Origin of the sequence: Streptomyces paradoxus, from assembly GCF_014202475.1 — a bacterium.
Taxonomy (GTDB): domain Bacteria; phylum Actinomycetota; class Actinomycetes; order Streptomycetales; family Streptomycetaceae; genus Streptomyces; species Streptomyces paradoxus.
On the sequence record NZ_JACHGV010000009.1, the window covers coordinates 335,777 to 350,807 of the forward strand.

General features: G+C 70.9%; 12 protein-coding genes. 1 reads left to right on the forward strand and 11 read right to left on the reverse strand.

Annotated elements, in window-relative coordinates:
* Window positions 1–9: 9 nt before the first annotated feature.
* From ftsZ to rsmH, 11 genes are all read right to left on the reverse strand, one after another.
* Complete coding sequence (gene ftsZ, locus HNR57_RS28470) at window positions 10–1,203, reverse strand: cell division protein FtsZ (protein WP_033312673.1); 1,194 nt, start codon at window positions 1,201–1,203, stop codon at window positions 10–12.
* Between the two features lie 288 nt (window positions 1,204–1,491).
* Window positions 1,492–2,286 (reverse strand): cell division protein FtsQ/DivIB, encoded by a 795-nt coding sequence (locus HNR57_RS28475; protein ID WP_184564307.1) that lies wholly within the window; start codon window positions 2,284–2,286, stop codon window positions 1,492–1,494.
* A 25-nt stretch (window positions 2,287–2,311) separates the two neighbouring features.
* The gene (gene murG, locus HNR57_RS28480; RefSeq protein WP_062926343.1) at window positions 2,312–3,409 is read right to left on the reverse strand and encodes an undecaprenyldiphospho-muramoylpentapeptide beta-N-acetylglucosaminyltransferase; all 1,098 of its coding nucleotides are present in this window, start codon (window positions 3,407–3,409) and stop codon (window positions 2,312–2,314) included.
* 6 nt (window positions 3,410–3,415) lie between these two features.
* On the reverse strand, window positions 3,416–4,780 hold the full coding sequence (gene ftsW, locus HNR57_RS28485) for a putative lipid II flippase FtsW (protein ID WP_184564309.1): 1,365 nt from the start codon (window positions 4,778–4,780) through the stop codon (window positions 3,416–3,418).
* A gap of 135 nt (window positions 4,781–4,915) precedes the next feature.
* Window positions 4,916–6,367: a UDP-N-acetylmuramoyl-L-alanine--D-glutamate ligase gene (murD, locus tag HNR57_RS28490; protein WP_184564311.1), complete on the reverse strand. Its 1,452-nt coding sequence runs from the start codon at window positions 6,365–6,367 to the stop codon at window positions 4,916–4,918.
* Window positions 6,349–7,440, reverse strand: coding sequence for a phospho-N-acetylmuramoyl-pentapeptide-transferase (mraY, locus tag HNR57_RS28495; RefSeq protein ID WP_010039348.1), 1,092 nt, complete (start codon window positions 7,438–7,440; stop codon window positions 6,349–6,351). Before mraY ends, murD begins: the two co-directional genes overlap by 19 nt.
* Window positions 7,440–8,855 (reverse strand): UDP-N-acetylmuramoyl-tripeptide--D-alanyl-D-alanine ligase, encoded by a 1,416-nt coding sequence (locus HNR57_RS28500; protein ID WP_184564313.1) that lies wholly within the window; start codon window positions 8,853–8,855, stop codon window positions 7,440–7,442. Before HNR57_RS28500 ends, mraY begins: the two co-directional genes overlap by 1 nt.
* Complete coding sequence (locus tag HNR57_RS28505) at window positions 8,852–10,381, reverse strand: UDP-N-acetylmuramoyl-L-alanyl-D-glutamate--2,6-diaminopimelate ligase (RefSeq protein ID WP_184564315.1); 1,530 nt, start codon at window positions 10,379–10,381, stop codon at window positions 8,852–8,854. Before HNR57_RS28505 ends, HNR57_RS28500 begins: the two co-directional genes overlap by 4 nt.
* A gap of 193 nt (window positions 10,382–10,574) precedes the next feature.
* Window positions 10,575–12,533 (reverse strand): peptidoglycan D,D-transpeptidase FtsI family protein, encoded by a 1,959-nt coding sequence (locus HNR57_RS28510; RefSeq protein WP_313675012.1) that lies wholly within the window; start codon window positions 12,531–12,533, stop codon window positions 10,575–10,577.
* Window positions 12,534–12,538: 5 nt separating this feature from the next.
* Entirely contained in the window at window positions 12,539–12,988 is a 450-nt protein-coding gene (gene ftsL, locus HNR57_RS28515) for a cell division protein FtsL (protein WP_184564319.1), read from the reverse strand.
* A 31-nt stretch (window positions 12,989–13,019) separates the two neighbouring features.
* Window positions 13,020–13,976 carry a 16S rRNA (cytosine(1402)-N(4))-methyltransferase RsmH gene (rsmH, locus tag HNR57_RS28520; protein ID WP_184564321.1) on the reverse strand — a complete coding sequence of 319 codons (957 nt, stop codon included), beginning with the start codon at window positions 13,974–13,976 and terminating at the stop codon, window positions 13,020–13,022.
* Window positions 13,977–14,378: 402 nt separating this feature from the next.
* On the opposite strand from rsmH, the gene HNR57_RS28525 reads away from it, so the two are divergent.
* Window positions 14,379–14,930, forward strand: a complete 552-nt coding sequence (locus HNR57_RS28525; RefSeq protein WP_184564323.1) for a beta-class carbonic anhydrase — start codon at window positions 14,379–14,381, stop codon at window positions 14,928–14,930.
* The last annotated feature ends 101 nt before the right edge of the window (window positions 14,931–15,031 follow it).

Sequence of the window (15,031 nt, forward strand, 5' to 3'; positions counted from 1 at the left end):
ACTGAAGGATCACTTGAGGAAGTCCGGTACGTCCAGTTCCTCGGCCGCGCTGTCCGAGTAGGTCCGCGGCGCCGGCGTGACCGGCGGGGCGACCGGGATGTCCTTGACCGGCTCCGGAGCGGGCTCCGGGTCCTCCTTCGGGGTCACGCTGCCGAGCGATCCGAAGGACGGGCGGCTCTCGGTCTGCCGCGCCGGGGCCGGCTCCTCGCGCTTGGCCGAGGAGGAGCCGAGGACGTTGTCCCGCTTGGCGGGCGGCTGTCCGCCGTCGAAGCCGGCCGCGATCACGGTGACCCGGACCTCGTCGCCGAGGGCGTCGTCGATCACCGCGCCGAAGATGATGTTGGCCTCGGGGTGGGCGGCCTCGCTCACCAGCTGGGCGGCCTCGTTGATCTCGAACAGACCGAGGTCGGAGCCACCGGAGATGGAGAGCAGGACACCGCGGGCGCCGTCGATGGACGCCTCCAGCAGCGGCGAGGAGATCGCCATCTCGGCCGCGGCCACCGCGCGGTCGTCGCCGCGGGCCGAGCCGATGCCCATCAGGGCCGAGCCGGCCTCGGACATGACCGACTTGACGTCGGCGAAGTCGAGGTTGATGAGGCCCGGGGTGGTGATGAGGTCGGTGATGCCCTGGACACCGGAGAGCAGTACCTGGTCGGCCGACTTGAAGGCGTCCAGCACCGAGACCTGGCGGTCGGAGATGGACAGCAGCCGGTCGTTCGGGATGACGATGAGGGTGTCGACCTCTTCGCGGAGTTCGGCGATGCCGTCCTCGGCCTGGTTCGCGCGGCGCCGTCCCTCGAAGGTGAACGGCCGCGTGACCACGCCGATGGTGAGGGCACCGAGCGAGCGGGCGATGTTGGCCACGACGGGCGCGCCGCCGGTGCCGGTGCCGCCGCCTTCACCGGCTGTCACGAAGACCATGTCGGCCCCCTTGAGGACCTCCTCGATCTCCTCGCGGTGGTCCTCGGCGGCCTTGCGGCCCACGGCCGGGTTGGCTCCGGCGCCGAGTCCGCGGGTGAGTTCACGGCCGACGTCCAGCTTGACGTCGGCGTCGCTCATCAACAGAGCTTGCGCGTCGGTGTTGATGGCGATGAACTCGACGCCCTTGAGACCGACCTCGATCATCCGGTTGATGGCATTGACACCACCGCCGCCGACACCGATGACTTTGATGACTGCGAGGTAGTTCTGCGGTGCTGCCACGTCGAAGGCCTCTCGCCTCGAGTTACGTGTCGCCGAATCACCGTGACGCTCTGCGCCCCGCGACCCGACGACTGATGCCGAATGGGACGGTCCGTATCGCCGACCCGAACCCTAACCCTGAAGTTTAGGGTTACCAGTGTGTCTGTTCCTTGGAGTCTTCTGAACAGGACACTAAGTCGACAAGTGGCGCACGTTCAACGAACACGCCGAACCTCCCGTTTTTCTTTTCACCCTATGTGATCAGCCGTAGCACTGCCCAACCAGGGTGCTGGCCTGCGCTGATGTGCGTCAACTCCCCGATGACGCCGGGGCGGTGGGCACACTCACGTCGAAGTACCCCGCATCGGGCGTTGCTTTCATCAGGGCGGTGAGGGTACGGGCCTTCGCGGCACCCTTCTCACTGCTCCCCCAGACGACCGTGCGGCCGTCCCTCAACTCCAGGGAGATGTCGTCGTAGGAACGGACCTTGACGGTCCGTGTCTCGCGCGCGACGGCGGCCGGAACCGCGCGGGCGACACCGACGGCCTCGCGCACCAGCCGGGACTCCCCGAAGCGGCGCAGGCTGGCGGCGGCGGTGCCGGACCGGGAGAGCGTCAATTCCAGTGCCGGGACGCCTTTCGGGGCTTCAGAAACCGTGGCGAAGCGGACACCTTCATCGTCCACTTCGACGAACTTTCCGCCCTTGTGGACAATCAGAACCGGAGTCCGCTCCACCACTTTCAGGTCGATTCCATGAGGCCAGGAACGGACCACGTCAACCGCGTCAATTCGGGGCAATTTCTGGCGCAATCGTGTCTCGATCGCACCGGTGTCGACGGAAATCAGCGGCTTCCCGAGCGGAACCTCCGCGGCGGACTCGACCTGAGCGGATGTCAGAACCCGGGTGCCGGACACGGAGACGCTCTCGGCGCGCAGCCAGTCGGAGCCGTAGAAGAGCCAGACCGTGGGGATGCCGAGGAAGACCAGGGCGAGGCCCAGGAGGGCGATCGCGCGGAGCCTGGCCCGCCTCGACCGCAGGCGGGGCGGCGGGCCGGACGACTCCTGCTGGCGTTCACCGCGTTCGGCGGTGGTCGATCCGGCCACGCTCCCTGCCTTCCGTCATACAGTCCTATCGGTGTGCACGACTGGCGGCGATCGCCTCGTACACCATGCCGACGAGCAGCTCGTCGGCGTCCCGGCGGCCGAACTCGGCGGCGGCCCGGGACATCTGGTACAGCCGGTGCGGGTCGGCGAGCACGGGCAGGACGTTCTGCTGGACCCACTCGGGGGTCAGCTCCGCGTCGTCGACCAGCAGTCCGCCGCCGGCCTTGACCACCGGCTGGGCGTTGAGCCGCTGTTCACCGTTGCCGATGGGCAGCGGGACGTAGGCGGCCGGAAGCCCGACGGCGGAGAGTTCGGCGACGGTCATCGCGCCCGCGCGGCAGAGCATCATGTCGGCCGCGGCGTATGCGAGGTCCATCCGGTCCAGGTAACTTACCGGGATGTAGGGGGGCATTCCCGGCATCTGGTGGACCTGCGGCAGTTCGTTCTTCGGGCCGACCGCGTGCAGGATCTGGATCCCGGCCTGCTGGAGCCAGGGCGCGACCTGCTGGACGACCTCGTTGAGTCTGCGGGCGCCCTGGGAGCCGCCGGTGACCAGCAGGGTGGGCAGGTTCGGGTCGAGGCCGAACGCGGCCCGGGCCTCGGGACGTACGGCGGCCCGGTCGAGCGTGGCGATGGAGCGGCGCAGCGGGATGCCGATGTAGCGGGCCCCCCGCAGCTTGCTGTCGGGCGTGGAGACGGCGACCTGACTGGCGTACCGCGAGCCGATCTTGTTGGCCAGGCCCGGTCGGGCGTTGGCCTCGTGGATCACGATCGGCACGCCCAGGCGCTTGGCGGCGAGGTAGCCGGGCAGGGCGACGTAGCCGCCGAAGCCGACCACGGCGTCCGCCCGGGTGCGCTCCAGGATCTGCTCGGTCGCCTTGATGGTGCCGCGCAGCCGGCCCGGGACGGTGATCAGTTCGGGGGTGGGCTTGCGCGGCAGCGGAACGGCGGGGATCAGCGCGAGTTCGTACCCGCGCTCGGGTACGAGACGGGTCTCGAGGCCGCGCTCCGTGCCCAGGGCCGTGATGCCCACGCTCGGGTCCTGCCTGCGCAGGGCGTCCGCGAGGGCGAGCGCGGGCTCGATGTGGCCCGCGGTTCCTCCGCCGGCGAGTACGACATGCACCGAAATTCACCGCTCTCCGGACGAGCGCGCCGCCGAGGCACGCCGTCGCATCGTGTTCCATCTCCGGGGGCTCCGGCCGGAACCGGTGCCCCCCGCCCCCCGCTTTCTACCAAAGCGGGGTTGCCGCATCGCAAGCGCCATCCGCGCAGCGGGGTCCTGACGCGCGAAGGCGATCAGCAGCCCGATGGCGAACATGGTCGGCAGCAGGGCGGATCCTCCGTAGGAGAACAGCGGGAGGGGGACGCCGGCGATCGGCAGCAGACCGAGCACCGCACCGATGTTGATCACGGCCTGGGCCGTGATCCAGGTGGTCACGCCTCCCGCGGCATACCTGACGAAGGGGTCCTCCGTGCGTCCGGCCACGCGGATACCCGCATAGCCTAGAGCCGCGAAGAGGGCGAGTACCGACAGCGTCCCCGCCAGGCCCAGTTCCTCACCGGTGACGGCGAAGATGAAGTCGGTGTGGGCTTCGGGGAGTTGGCCCCATTTCTCCACACTCGCACCCAGCCCGGAACCGAAGATTCCGCCCGAGGCGAGGGCGTAGATCCCGTGCACGGCCTGCCAGCAGTCGACGGGTCCCGACTGGGGCTCGGTGGCGCCCAGGCACTGCAGGCGGGCCATGCGGTTGGGGCTGGTCTTGATGAGGATCAGGCCGAGGACGGCGGCGATCGACAGCACCCCGGCGAACAGCCGCGTGGGGGCGCCGGCCAGCCAGAGCAGGCCGAACAGGATGGCCGTGAGGATGATCGCGGTGCCCATGTCGCCGCCGATCATGATCAGGCCGAGCAGCATGAACGCCGCCGGCACCAGCGGCACGAGCATGTGCTTCCACTGGGTCAGCAGCTTCCTGTCCTGCTTGCGGGCGAGCAGGTCCGCACCCCACAGCACGAGGGCGAGCTTGCCGAACTCGCTGGGCTGGATCTGGAAGGAGGCGCCGAGGGAGATCCAGTTCTGGTTGCCGTTGACCGACATCCCTATCCCCGGGATCTGGACCAGGACCATGAGGAAGACGGCGCCCGCGAGGATGGGGTAGGCGAGCGCCCGGTGCAGTCTCACCGGCATCCGGGAGGCCGCGAACAGCAGACCGGTGCCGATCCCCGCCGCGAGCAACTGCTTTCGGAAGAAGTACGAACCGGGCAGCGACATCTGCAGCGCGGTGATCTGGGAGGCCGAGTAGACCATCACCAGGCCGAGCACGGTGATCAGCAGACTGCCGCCGAGGATCAGGTAGTAGGCGGTCAGCGGCCGGTCCCAGCCCATGCGGGCTCGGGTGTAGAGGCTCAGGACGCGGTTCTCACGCGTGAGCCGGGGCGCGGCGGGGCGCTTGGGGGCGCGTGGGGTCGGAGGCCGTCCTGTGCGGCTGGTGGGCATAGCGGCTCACCTTGCCATGCCGGAGGCGGGCGCTGTGCGGCGCACGCCCCCTGGCCGCTCGGGCACCAGCCACATCCGTGTCACGCGTCCCTCCCAGGTACGCCCGGCACCGCCGCCGGGCGAGGCGGACCCGGGTCAGCCGTCGGCGGAGCCGAGCTCACGGACGGCGTCCGCGAAAGCGTCCCCGCGCTTGTTGTAGTTGGCGAACATGTCCATGGAGGCACAGGCCGGAGCCAGCAGCACCGTGTCGCCCGCCTGAGCGAGTTTCCGCGCCTCCCGGACCGCCGCGCGCATCGCCCCAGTGTCGTTCCGGTCGAGGTCGACGACGGGTACCTGCGGGGCGTGTCGCGCCAGGGCTTCCCGGATGAGCGCGCGGTCCGCGCCGATCAGCACGGCGCCCCGCAGCCGCTTCGCCGACTTGGCGACCAGTTCGTCGAAGGTCGCGCCCTTCGCGAGCCCGCCCGCGATCCACACGATCGGCTCGTACGCCGCCAACGAGGCTTCCGCGGCATGCGTGTTGGTGGCCTTGGAGTCGTCGACGTAGGCGACCCCGTCCACGTCGGCCACGTGCGCGATGCGGTGGGCGTCCGGGGTGAAGGCCCGCAGACCGTCCCGGACGGCCCTGGCGGGGACGCCGTAGGCGCGGGCGAGGGCCGCCGCCGCGAGGGCGTTGGCGATGTTGTGCGGGGCCGGCGGGTTCACGTCGGCGACCTCGGCGAGCTCCTGGGCGTTCTTCTGCCGGTTCTCGACGAAGGCGCGGTCGACCAGGATGCCCTCCACGACGCCGAGTTGGGACGGCGCCGGGGTACCGAGGGTGAAGCCGACGGCCCGGCAGCCCTCCTCGACGTCGGCCTCGCGGACCAGGTCCTCGGTGGACGGCTTGTCGGTGGCGTCCACGTTGTACACGCAGGCGACGCGATTGCCCTCGTAGATACGGCCCTTGTCGGCGGCGTACGCCTCCATGGAGCCGTGCCAGTCGAGGTGGTCGGGGGCGAGGTTCAGCACGGCCGCCGAGTGGGCGCGCAGGGAGGGCGCCCAGTGCAGCTGGTAGCTGGAGAGCTCCACCGCCAGGACGTCGTACTGCTCCTCGCCGAGCACCGCGTCCAGCAGGGAGACGCCGATGTTGCCGACGGCGGCCGTGCGCAGGCCCGCCGCCTTCAGGATGGATGCCAGCATCTGGACGGTGGTGGTCTTGCCGTTGGTGCCGGTGACGGCGAGCCAGGGAGCGGCGTCGGGACCGCGCAGGCGCCAGGCCAGTTCGACGTCGCCCCAGACGGGCACGCCCGCCTGCTCCGCCGCCGCGAACAGCGGCTTGTCCGGCTTCCAGCCGGGCGCGGTGACGATCAGCTCGGTGCCCTCCGGCAGGGTGTCGCCGTCACCGAGGCGCACGGTGACGCCGAGCGCCTCCAGGTCGGCCGCCTGCGCCCGCGCGCGCTCGTCGGCGCCGTCGTTGACGACCGTGACGATCGCGCCGAGGCCGTGCAGCGCCTTGGCCGCCGGGACGCCGGAGACGCCGAGCCCGGCGACGGTGACGTGCTTGCCCTGGAAGTCGAAGGGCTCCGAGGAGGTCACTTGTCCGCTGCCCATCCTGCATAGAAGAGGCCAAGTCCGACAATCACACAAATGCCCTGGATGATCCAGAAGCGGACCACGACGAGCACTTCGGACCAGCCCTTGAGTTCGAAGTGGTGCTGGAGTGGCGCCATCCGGAAGACACGCTTTCCGGTGAGGCGGAAGGAACCGACCTGGATCACCACGGACATGGTGATCAGGACGAACAGGCCGCCGAGGATGGCGAGCAGCAGTTCGGTGCGGGAGCAGATCGCGAGGCCGGCGAGCACACCGCCGAGCGCCAGCGAACCGGTGTCACCCATGAAGATCTTGGCCGGCGAGGTGTTCCACCACAGGAAGCCGAGACAGGCGCCCATCAGCGCGGAGGCCACCACCGCGAGGTCGAGGGGGTCCCGCACCTCGTAGCACGCGCCCGGGTTGGTCAGCGTCTGGGCGTTGGCGCAGGACTCCTGGAACTGCCAGACACCGATGAAGGTGTAGGCGCCGAAGACGAGCACGGAGGCGCCGGTGGCCAGACCGTCCAGACCGTCGGTCAGGTTCACGCCGTTCGACATCGCGAGGATCATGAACAGCGCCCAGACCACGAAGAGCACGGGGCCGATCGTCCAGCCGAAGTCCGTGATGAACGACAGCTTGGTGGAGGCCGGGGTGTTGCCGCGGTTGTCCGCGAACTGCAGCGACAGCACCGCGAAGCCGATGCCGACGATCAGCTGGCCGGCCATCTTCGCCTTGGCGCGCAGACCGAGTGAGCGCCGCTTGACGATCTTGATGTAGTCGTCGAGGAAGCCGACCAGGCCCATGCCGACCATCAGGCCGAGCACCAGCAGGCCCGAGAAGGTCGGCGCCGCGTCGACGTCCGGGTCCAGGTAACCCGTGATCACCTTGGCCAGGAAGTACGCGGCGACCGTCGCCAGGATGAAGGCGATGCCGCCCATGGTCGGCGTACCGCGCTTGCTGGCGTGCTCGCGCGGGCCGTCGTCGCGGATGTACTGGCCGTAGCCCTTGCGCGCGAGGAGCTTGATCAGCAGCGGGGTGCCGACCAGCGTGAGAAAGAGACCAATGACTCCTGCGAACAGGATCTGCTTCATCATCGGGCGGAAACCTCACCCTCGGCACCGGTCTCGACGAGCGCCTGCGCCACGCTCTCGAGGCCGACCGAACGGGACGCCTTCACGAGTACGACGTCCCCCGGGCGCAACTCGCTGCGCAACAGGTCGACCGCCGCCTGTGCGTCGGACACGTGCACCGACTCCTCACCCCACGAACCCTCGTTATATGCGCCCAGTTGCAGCCAGGCGGCTTCCCTGCCACCGACCGCGACGAGCTTGCTGACGTTGAGCCGGACGGCGAGCCGCCCGACCGCGTCGTGCTCGGCGAGAGCCTCGTCCCCGAGCTCGGCCATCTTGCCGAGCACCGCCCACGTACGACGCCCCTTGCCCATCGCCGCGAGCGCGCGCAGAGCGGCTCGCATGGACTCGGGGTTCGCGTTGTAGGCGTCGTTGACGACCGTCACGCCGTCCGGGCGCTCGGTGACCTCCATCCGCCAGCGGGAGAGGGAGCCCGCCTCGGAGAGCGCGACGGCGATCTCGTCAGCGGACATGCCCAACTCGTGGGCGACGGCGGCCGCGGCGAGCGCGTTCGACACGTGGTGCTCACCGTACAGGCGCATGGTCACATCGCTTGCACCGGAGGGTGTGTGAAGCCGGAACGAGGGCTGTCCGGTGTCCGTGAGTCGCACGTTCTCGGCGCGAACGTCCGCTTCGCCGGACTCTCCGAAAAGGAGCACCTTCGCCTTCGTACGGGAGGCCATGGCCCGTACGTAAGGGTCGTCCGCGTTGAGGACGGCCGTTCCGCCGTCGGCCTCGGCAGGGAGGGACTCGACGAGTTCGCCCTTGGCCTGGGCGATCTGCTCGCGGCCGCCGAACTCGCCGATGTGGGCGGATCCGACGTTGAGCACCAGGCCGATCTTCGGAGGGGTCAGTTCCGTGAGGTAGCGGATGTGCCCGATGCCGCGGGCGCCCATCTCCAGGACGAGGAACCTCGTCTCCTCGGTGGCGCTCAGCGCGGTCAGCGGCAGCCCGATCTCGTTGTTGAGGGAGCCGGGCGTGAACACCGTCGGGGCCTTGCGCCGGAGCACCTGCGCGATGAGGTCCTTGGTGCTGGTCTTGCCCGCCGAGCCGGTGAGGGCGACGAGGGTGGCGCCGAGGCGGCGTACGACGTGCCGGGCGAGAGCGCCGAGGGCGGTCTGGACGTCGTCCACGACGATCGCGGGCACGCCGACGGGCCGGGTGCCGAGCACGGCCACCGCTCCCGCCTCGACGACCGCCGCCGCGAAGTCGTGGCCGTCCACGCGCTCCCCGGCGAAGGCCACGAACAGGCTGCCCGGCCCCGCCTCGCGGGAGTCCCGGACGACCGGGCCGGTGACCTGGACAGACGGATCCGGTATGTCGTGCGTCTGCCCGCCGACGACTTCTGCGATCTCGGCGAGGGAGAGGGCGATCACAAGTTCATCCCCTGGGTCTTCTGGATGGCTTCGCGCAGCACCTGGCGGTCGTCGAAGGGACGGACCACCCCGGCGATGTCCTGGCCCTGCTCGTGGCCCTTGCCCGCCACCAGCACGGTGTCGCCGGGTTCGGCGCGGGCGACGGCGGCGGCGATCGCGGCGGCCCGGTCCTCGAAGACCTGCACCTCGCCGCGCTCGTGCGCGGGCACGGACGCCGCGCCCTGGAGCATCGTGGCGAGGATCGCGAGGGGGTCCTCGCCGCGCGGGTTGTCGGAGGTCAGTACGGCGGTGTCGGCGAGCCGCGCCGCGGCGGCGCCCATGGGCTCGCGCTTGGTCTTGTCCCGGTCGCCGCCGCAGCCGAGGACGATGTGCAGCCTGCCCTCGGTGACCTTGCGCAGGGCGCGCAGCACGGACTCGACGGCGTCGGTCTTGTGGGCGTAGTCGACGACCGCGAGGTAGGGCTGCCCCGCGTCCACCCGCTCCAGACGGCCCGGGACGCCGGGCACGGCGGCCACACCGTCGGCGGCGGCCTGCGGGTCGAGGCCGGCGACGGCGAGGGCGACGATCGCGGCCAGGGTGTTGGCCACGTTGAACGGGCCCGGCAGCGGCGACTTGGCGGCGATCCGCTCGCCCTTGGGACCGATGACGGTGAACGTCGAGTCGAGCCGGCCGACCTCGACGTCCTCGGCGCGCCAGTCGGCGTCGGGGTGGCCCTCGGCGGAGTAGGTGACGACCGGGACGGTGGCTTCCTTCGCCAGCCTGCGGCCGTACTCGTCGTCGACGTTGACCACGCCGAGTTTGCCCCGTTTCGGGGTGAACAGCTGCGCCTTCGCCTGGAAGTAGTCCTCCATGTCGGAGTGGAACTCCATGTGCTCCGGGCTGAGGTTGGTGAAGACGCCGATGTCGAAGACGCAGCCGTCGACCCGGCCGAGCACCAGGGCGTGACTGGAGACCTCCATGGCCACCGCGTCGACCCCGCGTTCGCGCATGACGGCGAACAGGGCCTGGAGGTCGGTGGCTTCGGGGGTGGTGCGCTCGGACTTGATGCGCTCGTCGCCGATGCGCATCTCGACCGTGCCGATCAGGCCGGTGGACCTGACCGTCCTCAGGCCGCCCTCGACGAGGTAGGCGGTGGTGGTCTTGCCGGAGGTGCCGGTGATGCCGATCTGGAGCAGGTCCCGGCCGGGGTGGCCGTAGATCGTGGCGGCCAGCTCGCCCATCCGCCCGCGCGGGTCGTCGACGACCAGCACCGGCAGTCCGGACGCGGCGGCGCGCTCGGCGCCCGTCGGGTCGGTCAGCACGGCGGCGGCGCCCAGGCCCGCGGCCTGGTTCACGAAGTCGGCGCCGTGCAGCCGGGCCCCCGGGAGGGCGGCGTACAGGTCACCGGGGCGTACGGCGCGCGAGTCGTGGGTGATGCCCGTGACCTCGGCGGCGGTCTCCGGCGTGGAGGCACCCAGCTGACCGGCGAGTTCCGCGAGGGGTGTGGCGGAGACCTGCGCCGGCCTGGGCGGCCCGGGGTATGTCACGGGATGGCCCTTCTGGGTGGTTTGGGACTGATCAGCGTGTGGCACGGCGGTGAGCGTACCGGGCGTACCCGCCTCCGGGCGAAGTGAGGGGCTGGGGCTGCTCTGATTCCCGGGCTGGGGGGTGATCGTTGTCACGGAGGCGGTCCTGGTGGCTCGGTGGGGCTGAGTGCTGATCAGGGCGGGTCGGCCCTGATCACTGCTTGAAGGAGACGGGCAGCTTCGCGGGTTTGGCGCCGGTCGGCGGGACCTGGAGGGACTTCAGTGCGAACTCCATGACCTTCTTGTAGACGGGTCCGCAGATCTGACCGCCGAAGTAGCTGCCCTGGGTGGCGTTCTGGATGGCGCAGTAGACGGTGACGCGGGGCTTGTCGGCGGGCGCGAACCCCGCGAACGACGAGGTGTAGCCGTGGTACTTGCCGGTGGCCGGATCCACGCGGTTGGCGGTACCCGTCTTGCCCGCGACGCGGTAGCCGGGGATGCGCGCCTTGGTGCCGGTGCCCTCCTCGTCGTCCACGACGGACTCCAGCATCCGGGCGAGCGTCTTCGCCGTCTTGGCGCTGACAACCCGGTTCTCGGCGGGTTTCGGGGCAGGTGTGAAGCGCCCGTCGGGTCCCTTGGTGCCGCGCACGAGGGTGGGTTCGATGCGGACCCCGCCGTTGGCGATGGTCGAGTACACGGAGGCGGCCTGCATGGCGTTGATGGAGACGCCCTGGCCGAAAGGGATCGTGTACTGCTGCGAGGTCGACCACTTGTCGGGCGGGGCGAGGATGCCCTTGGTCTCGCCGGGGAAGCCCAGCCCGGTGTAGCTGCCGAGGCCGAACTTGCGCAGGTAGTCGTAGAGGACCTTGTTGGCCTGGGCCTGGGTCTTGCCGAGCTGCCCGGTGGCGAGGATGGTGCCGATGTTGCTGGACTTGGCGAGGACGCCGTTGAGCGTCAGGTACCAGGTCGGGTGGTCGATGTCGTCCTTGAAGAGCCGGTCGCCGCGGTGCAGCCGGTTGGGCACGACCACGTGCGTCCCCGGTGTGGCGGCGTTCTCCTGGAGGACGGCCGCCATCGACATGACCTTGGCGGTGGAGCCGGGCTCGAAGGCGTCCTGGAGGGCGGCGTTGCCGAGGGCGGCCGGGTCCGCGTCCGACAGGTCGTTCGGGTCGAAGCCGGGCGAGTTGGCCATGGCCAGGATCTGCCCGGTGCGGGTGTCCTGGACGATGACGTAGCCGCGGTCGGCCGCGGACTCCTTCACCTGGTCGCTGATGGCGTTCTGGGCGGCCCACTGGATGTCGCGGTCGATGGTGAGCTCGACGTCGCTGCCGGGGACGGCCGGTGTCTCGGTGGAGCCCGCGGTGGGCACGAGACGGCCGCCGGACTGGGCGTAGCGGATCTTGCCGTCCTTGCCGGCGAGCTGCTTGTTCAGCTGCAGCTCGATGCCGCCGCCGGGCTTGCCCTCGCCGTTCACCCAGCCCAGTATCCCGGCGGCGAGGTCGCCGCCCGGGTACACGCGCTTGCTGGTGGCGACGGAGAACACGCCCGACAGGACGTTGGGCGTGGACGTGTCCGTCTCCGCCCGCTTGGCGAGCGCCGACTTGAGGTCCTTGATCTGCTTCCAGACCTGCGGGGTCTGCCGGGAGGCCAGTTTGACGTAGCGCAGGGCCTTGTTCTTCGGGCGCAGCTTCCCGACCAGGTCCTCCTGCTCCTGGCCGAGGATCGGCGCGAGGAGGGCGGCCGCCTGTTCGGGGCCGTCCCCGATCTTCAGCATCTTCGGGGCGAACATCGTGGGGTCGGCGGTGATGTCATAGGCGTCCTCGCTGGTCGCGAGCGCCACACCGGACCGGTCGGTGATCTCGCCCCGGTCCGCGGCCAGCACCTGCCCGACGTACCGGTTCTGCTCGGCCTTGGCGGCGTACGTGCTCGCGTCGACGGCCTGCACCTGGAACAGCCGCACGACGAAGGCGCCGAGGACCAGGGTCAGCGCGAGCCCGACCAGGCGCAGGCGGGGGCGGGGGCTGCCCAGACGCAGCGGCTTGGGCGCCGCCGGGCGGCCCTGCCCGGGCCTCCGGGCCGGACGGGCACCGGGGCCGGGGCGGCGCCGGGCGTCGGGGCGGGCGGGCCTGGCGGGGCCGGGCACGCGACGGCGTGGCGGTTCCCTGTCGGACACTTCCGTCACCTGCCGGGGGTCGGAGTAGGGCCGTCGGTCATGGCCTCCGGGGCGAGGACCCGGGGGGTCTGCGCGGAGGACCGCCCGGCGCCCGGGGCGGCGCCGGGTACGCCCTTGACGGTGCCGTCGGGAGCGAGGAAGGCGGGGTCGCCGCCGGGCACCATGCCGAGCTCGCGGGCGCGGCGCTGCAGGGCGTCGGGAGCGGAGTAGGCGTCGATGTCCCGCTGGAGGGCCTGCTCCTCGTCGGTGAGGTTCTTGGTCCCGCGCTGGAGGTCGTCGAGCTTGAACGCGCCCTCACTGAGGGCCGAGTTCAGCACCAGGAGGGCAATGAGACCGCCGCCGAGGAGGAGGACGACCAGGAGGACGAAGGGCGTGCGGGCCGCCTGCCCGGGGCCGGTCGGGAGGAGCCGCGCGAGCCGGGCCGCCCTCCCCTTCAGTTCGGGTTTGCCGCTCACGCACGCTCCCTCGGTCCGGCCTGCACACGCCTCACTCGACGTCCTCCCTGATGCGCTGGGCCCCGCGCAGCCGCGCCGGTGCCGCCCGCCGGTTCTCGGCGATCTCCTCCTCGGTGGGGAGTTCGGCACCGCGGGTGAGCAGCTTGAGCCGTGGCTGGTAGCGCTCGGGGACGACGGGCAGTCCGGGCGGGGCGGTGGTGGCGGCGCCCGCCGCGAAGACCTGCTTGACCAGCCGGTCCTCCAGCGAGTGGTACGACAGCACGGCGATCCGCCCGCCCACGTCGAGCGCCTTCACGGCGGCCGGGATCGCCCGCTCCAGGACGGAGAGCTCGCCGTTGACCTCGATGCGCAGGGCCTGGAAGGTGCGCTTGGCCGGGTTGCCGCCGGTGCGCTTGGCGGCCTGTGGCAGGGCGTCGCGGATCAGCTCGACCAGCCGCGCGCTGGTGCTGAACGGCTCCTTCGCCCGCTCGCGCACGATCGCGCTGACGATCCGCTTGGCCTGCTTCTCCTCGCCGTAGGCCCGCAGGATGCGCACCAGCTCGCCCGGCGGGTAGGTGTTGAGGACCTCGGCGGCGCTGACGCCGGTCGTCTGGTCCATGCGCATGTCGAGAGGGGCGTCCTGGGCGTAGGCGAAACCGCGGCCGGCCTCGTCGAGCTGCATGGAGGAGACGCCCAGGTCGAACAGGACGCCCTGCACGCGCGCGATGCCGAGCCGGTCGAGCACCTCGGGGAGTTCGTCGTAGACGGCGTGGACCAGGGTGGCGCGCTCACCGTAGGGGGCGAGGCGCTCGCCGGACAGGCGCAGGGCCTCCTTGTCGCGGTCGAGGGCGACGAGCCGGACGTCGGGGAACCGCTCCAGGAGTGCCTCGCTGTGCCCGCCGAGGCCGAGGGTGCAGTCGACGACCACCGCGTCCGGGCCCTCCAGGGCGGGTGCCAGCAGGTCCAGGCACCGCTGGAGCATCACCGGGACGTGTCGACTCTCGCTCAAGGGGCCCTCTCAGATCCGGCGCGGCCGTACGCACCGCCGGGTCCCCGCCCGTTCCCAGCTTCGCTGGGGGACCCCGGTGAAGGGGCGGCCCGCCGGCGCCGGAAGCCAGCCGGCCGGGAGCGGGAGGAGGCCGAGCCGTACGTACGCGCCGCGCACGCGGGGAGATCTCCGGTCGCCGGGGTCTCCGAAGAAATCAGTCCAGCGGGGAGAGTCTCGCCTCCCCCTTCGCGTCACTTTAGTCCACCCCGTGGCCCGGTCAATCAACCGGCCTGCGCGTCGCCGCCGTTCGCACGGAGACCGGGTCGCCACCCTTGTGGGTTACCTCACAACCGCCCCTCGGCGGCATTCTTTGTCCACTTCCACAGGAGGCCCGGACGGGGTGTGACCAGTAACGTCATACCTATGACGACTTCTGCATCGGTTCCCACAGGTTCGGAGAGCGCCATAGCGGCCGGCGGCACGGTCACCGACCGCCTCGTCGAGGCGAACGCCCGGTACGCCGACGCCTTCACGGACCCCGGGATGGACGCCCGACCCGTGCTGCAGGTCGCCGTCGTGGCCTGCATGGACGCCCGTCTCGACCTGCACGCCGCGCTCGGTCTGGAGCTGGGCGACTGCCACACGATCCGCAACGCGGGCGGCGTCGTCACCGACGACGTGATCCGCTCTCTCACCATCAGCCAGCGCAAGCTGGGGACCCGCAGCGTGGTGCTCATCCATCACACCGGCTGCGGTCTGGAGAGTCTCACCGAGGACTTCCGCAACGAGCTGGAGGCGGAGGTCGGCCAGCGCCCGGCGTGGGCGGTGGAGTCCTTCCGGGACGTCGACCAGGACGTGCGGCAGTCGATGCAGCGCGTGCGGACCTCGCCGTTCGTGCCGCACACCGACGACGTGCGCGGATTCGTGTTCGACGTGAAGACCGGCCTGCTGCGCGAGGTCGACCCGGCCTCCTGACCCGGCTCGCAGGCCTGGGCGCCGTGGGCCCCCGCCCCGGAAGACCACCTGCTGTAGCTGTCGAAAGCCTGTCAGTCACGCGTTCGAATGGTCGCAAGACC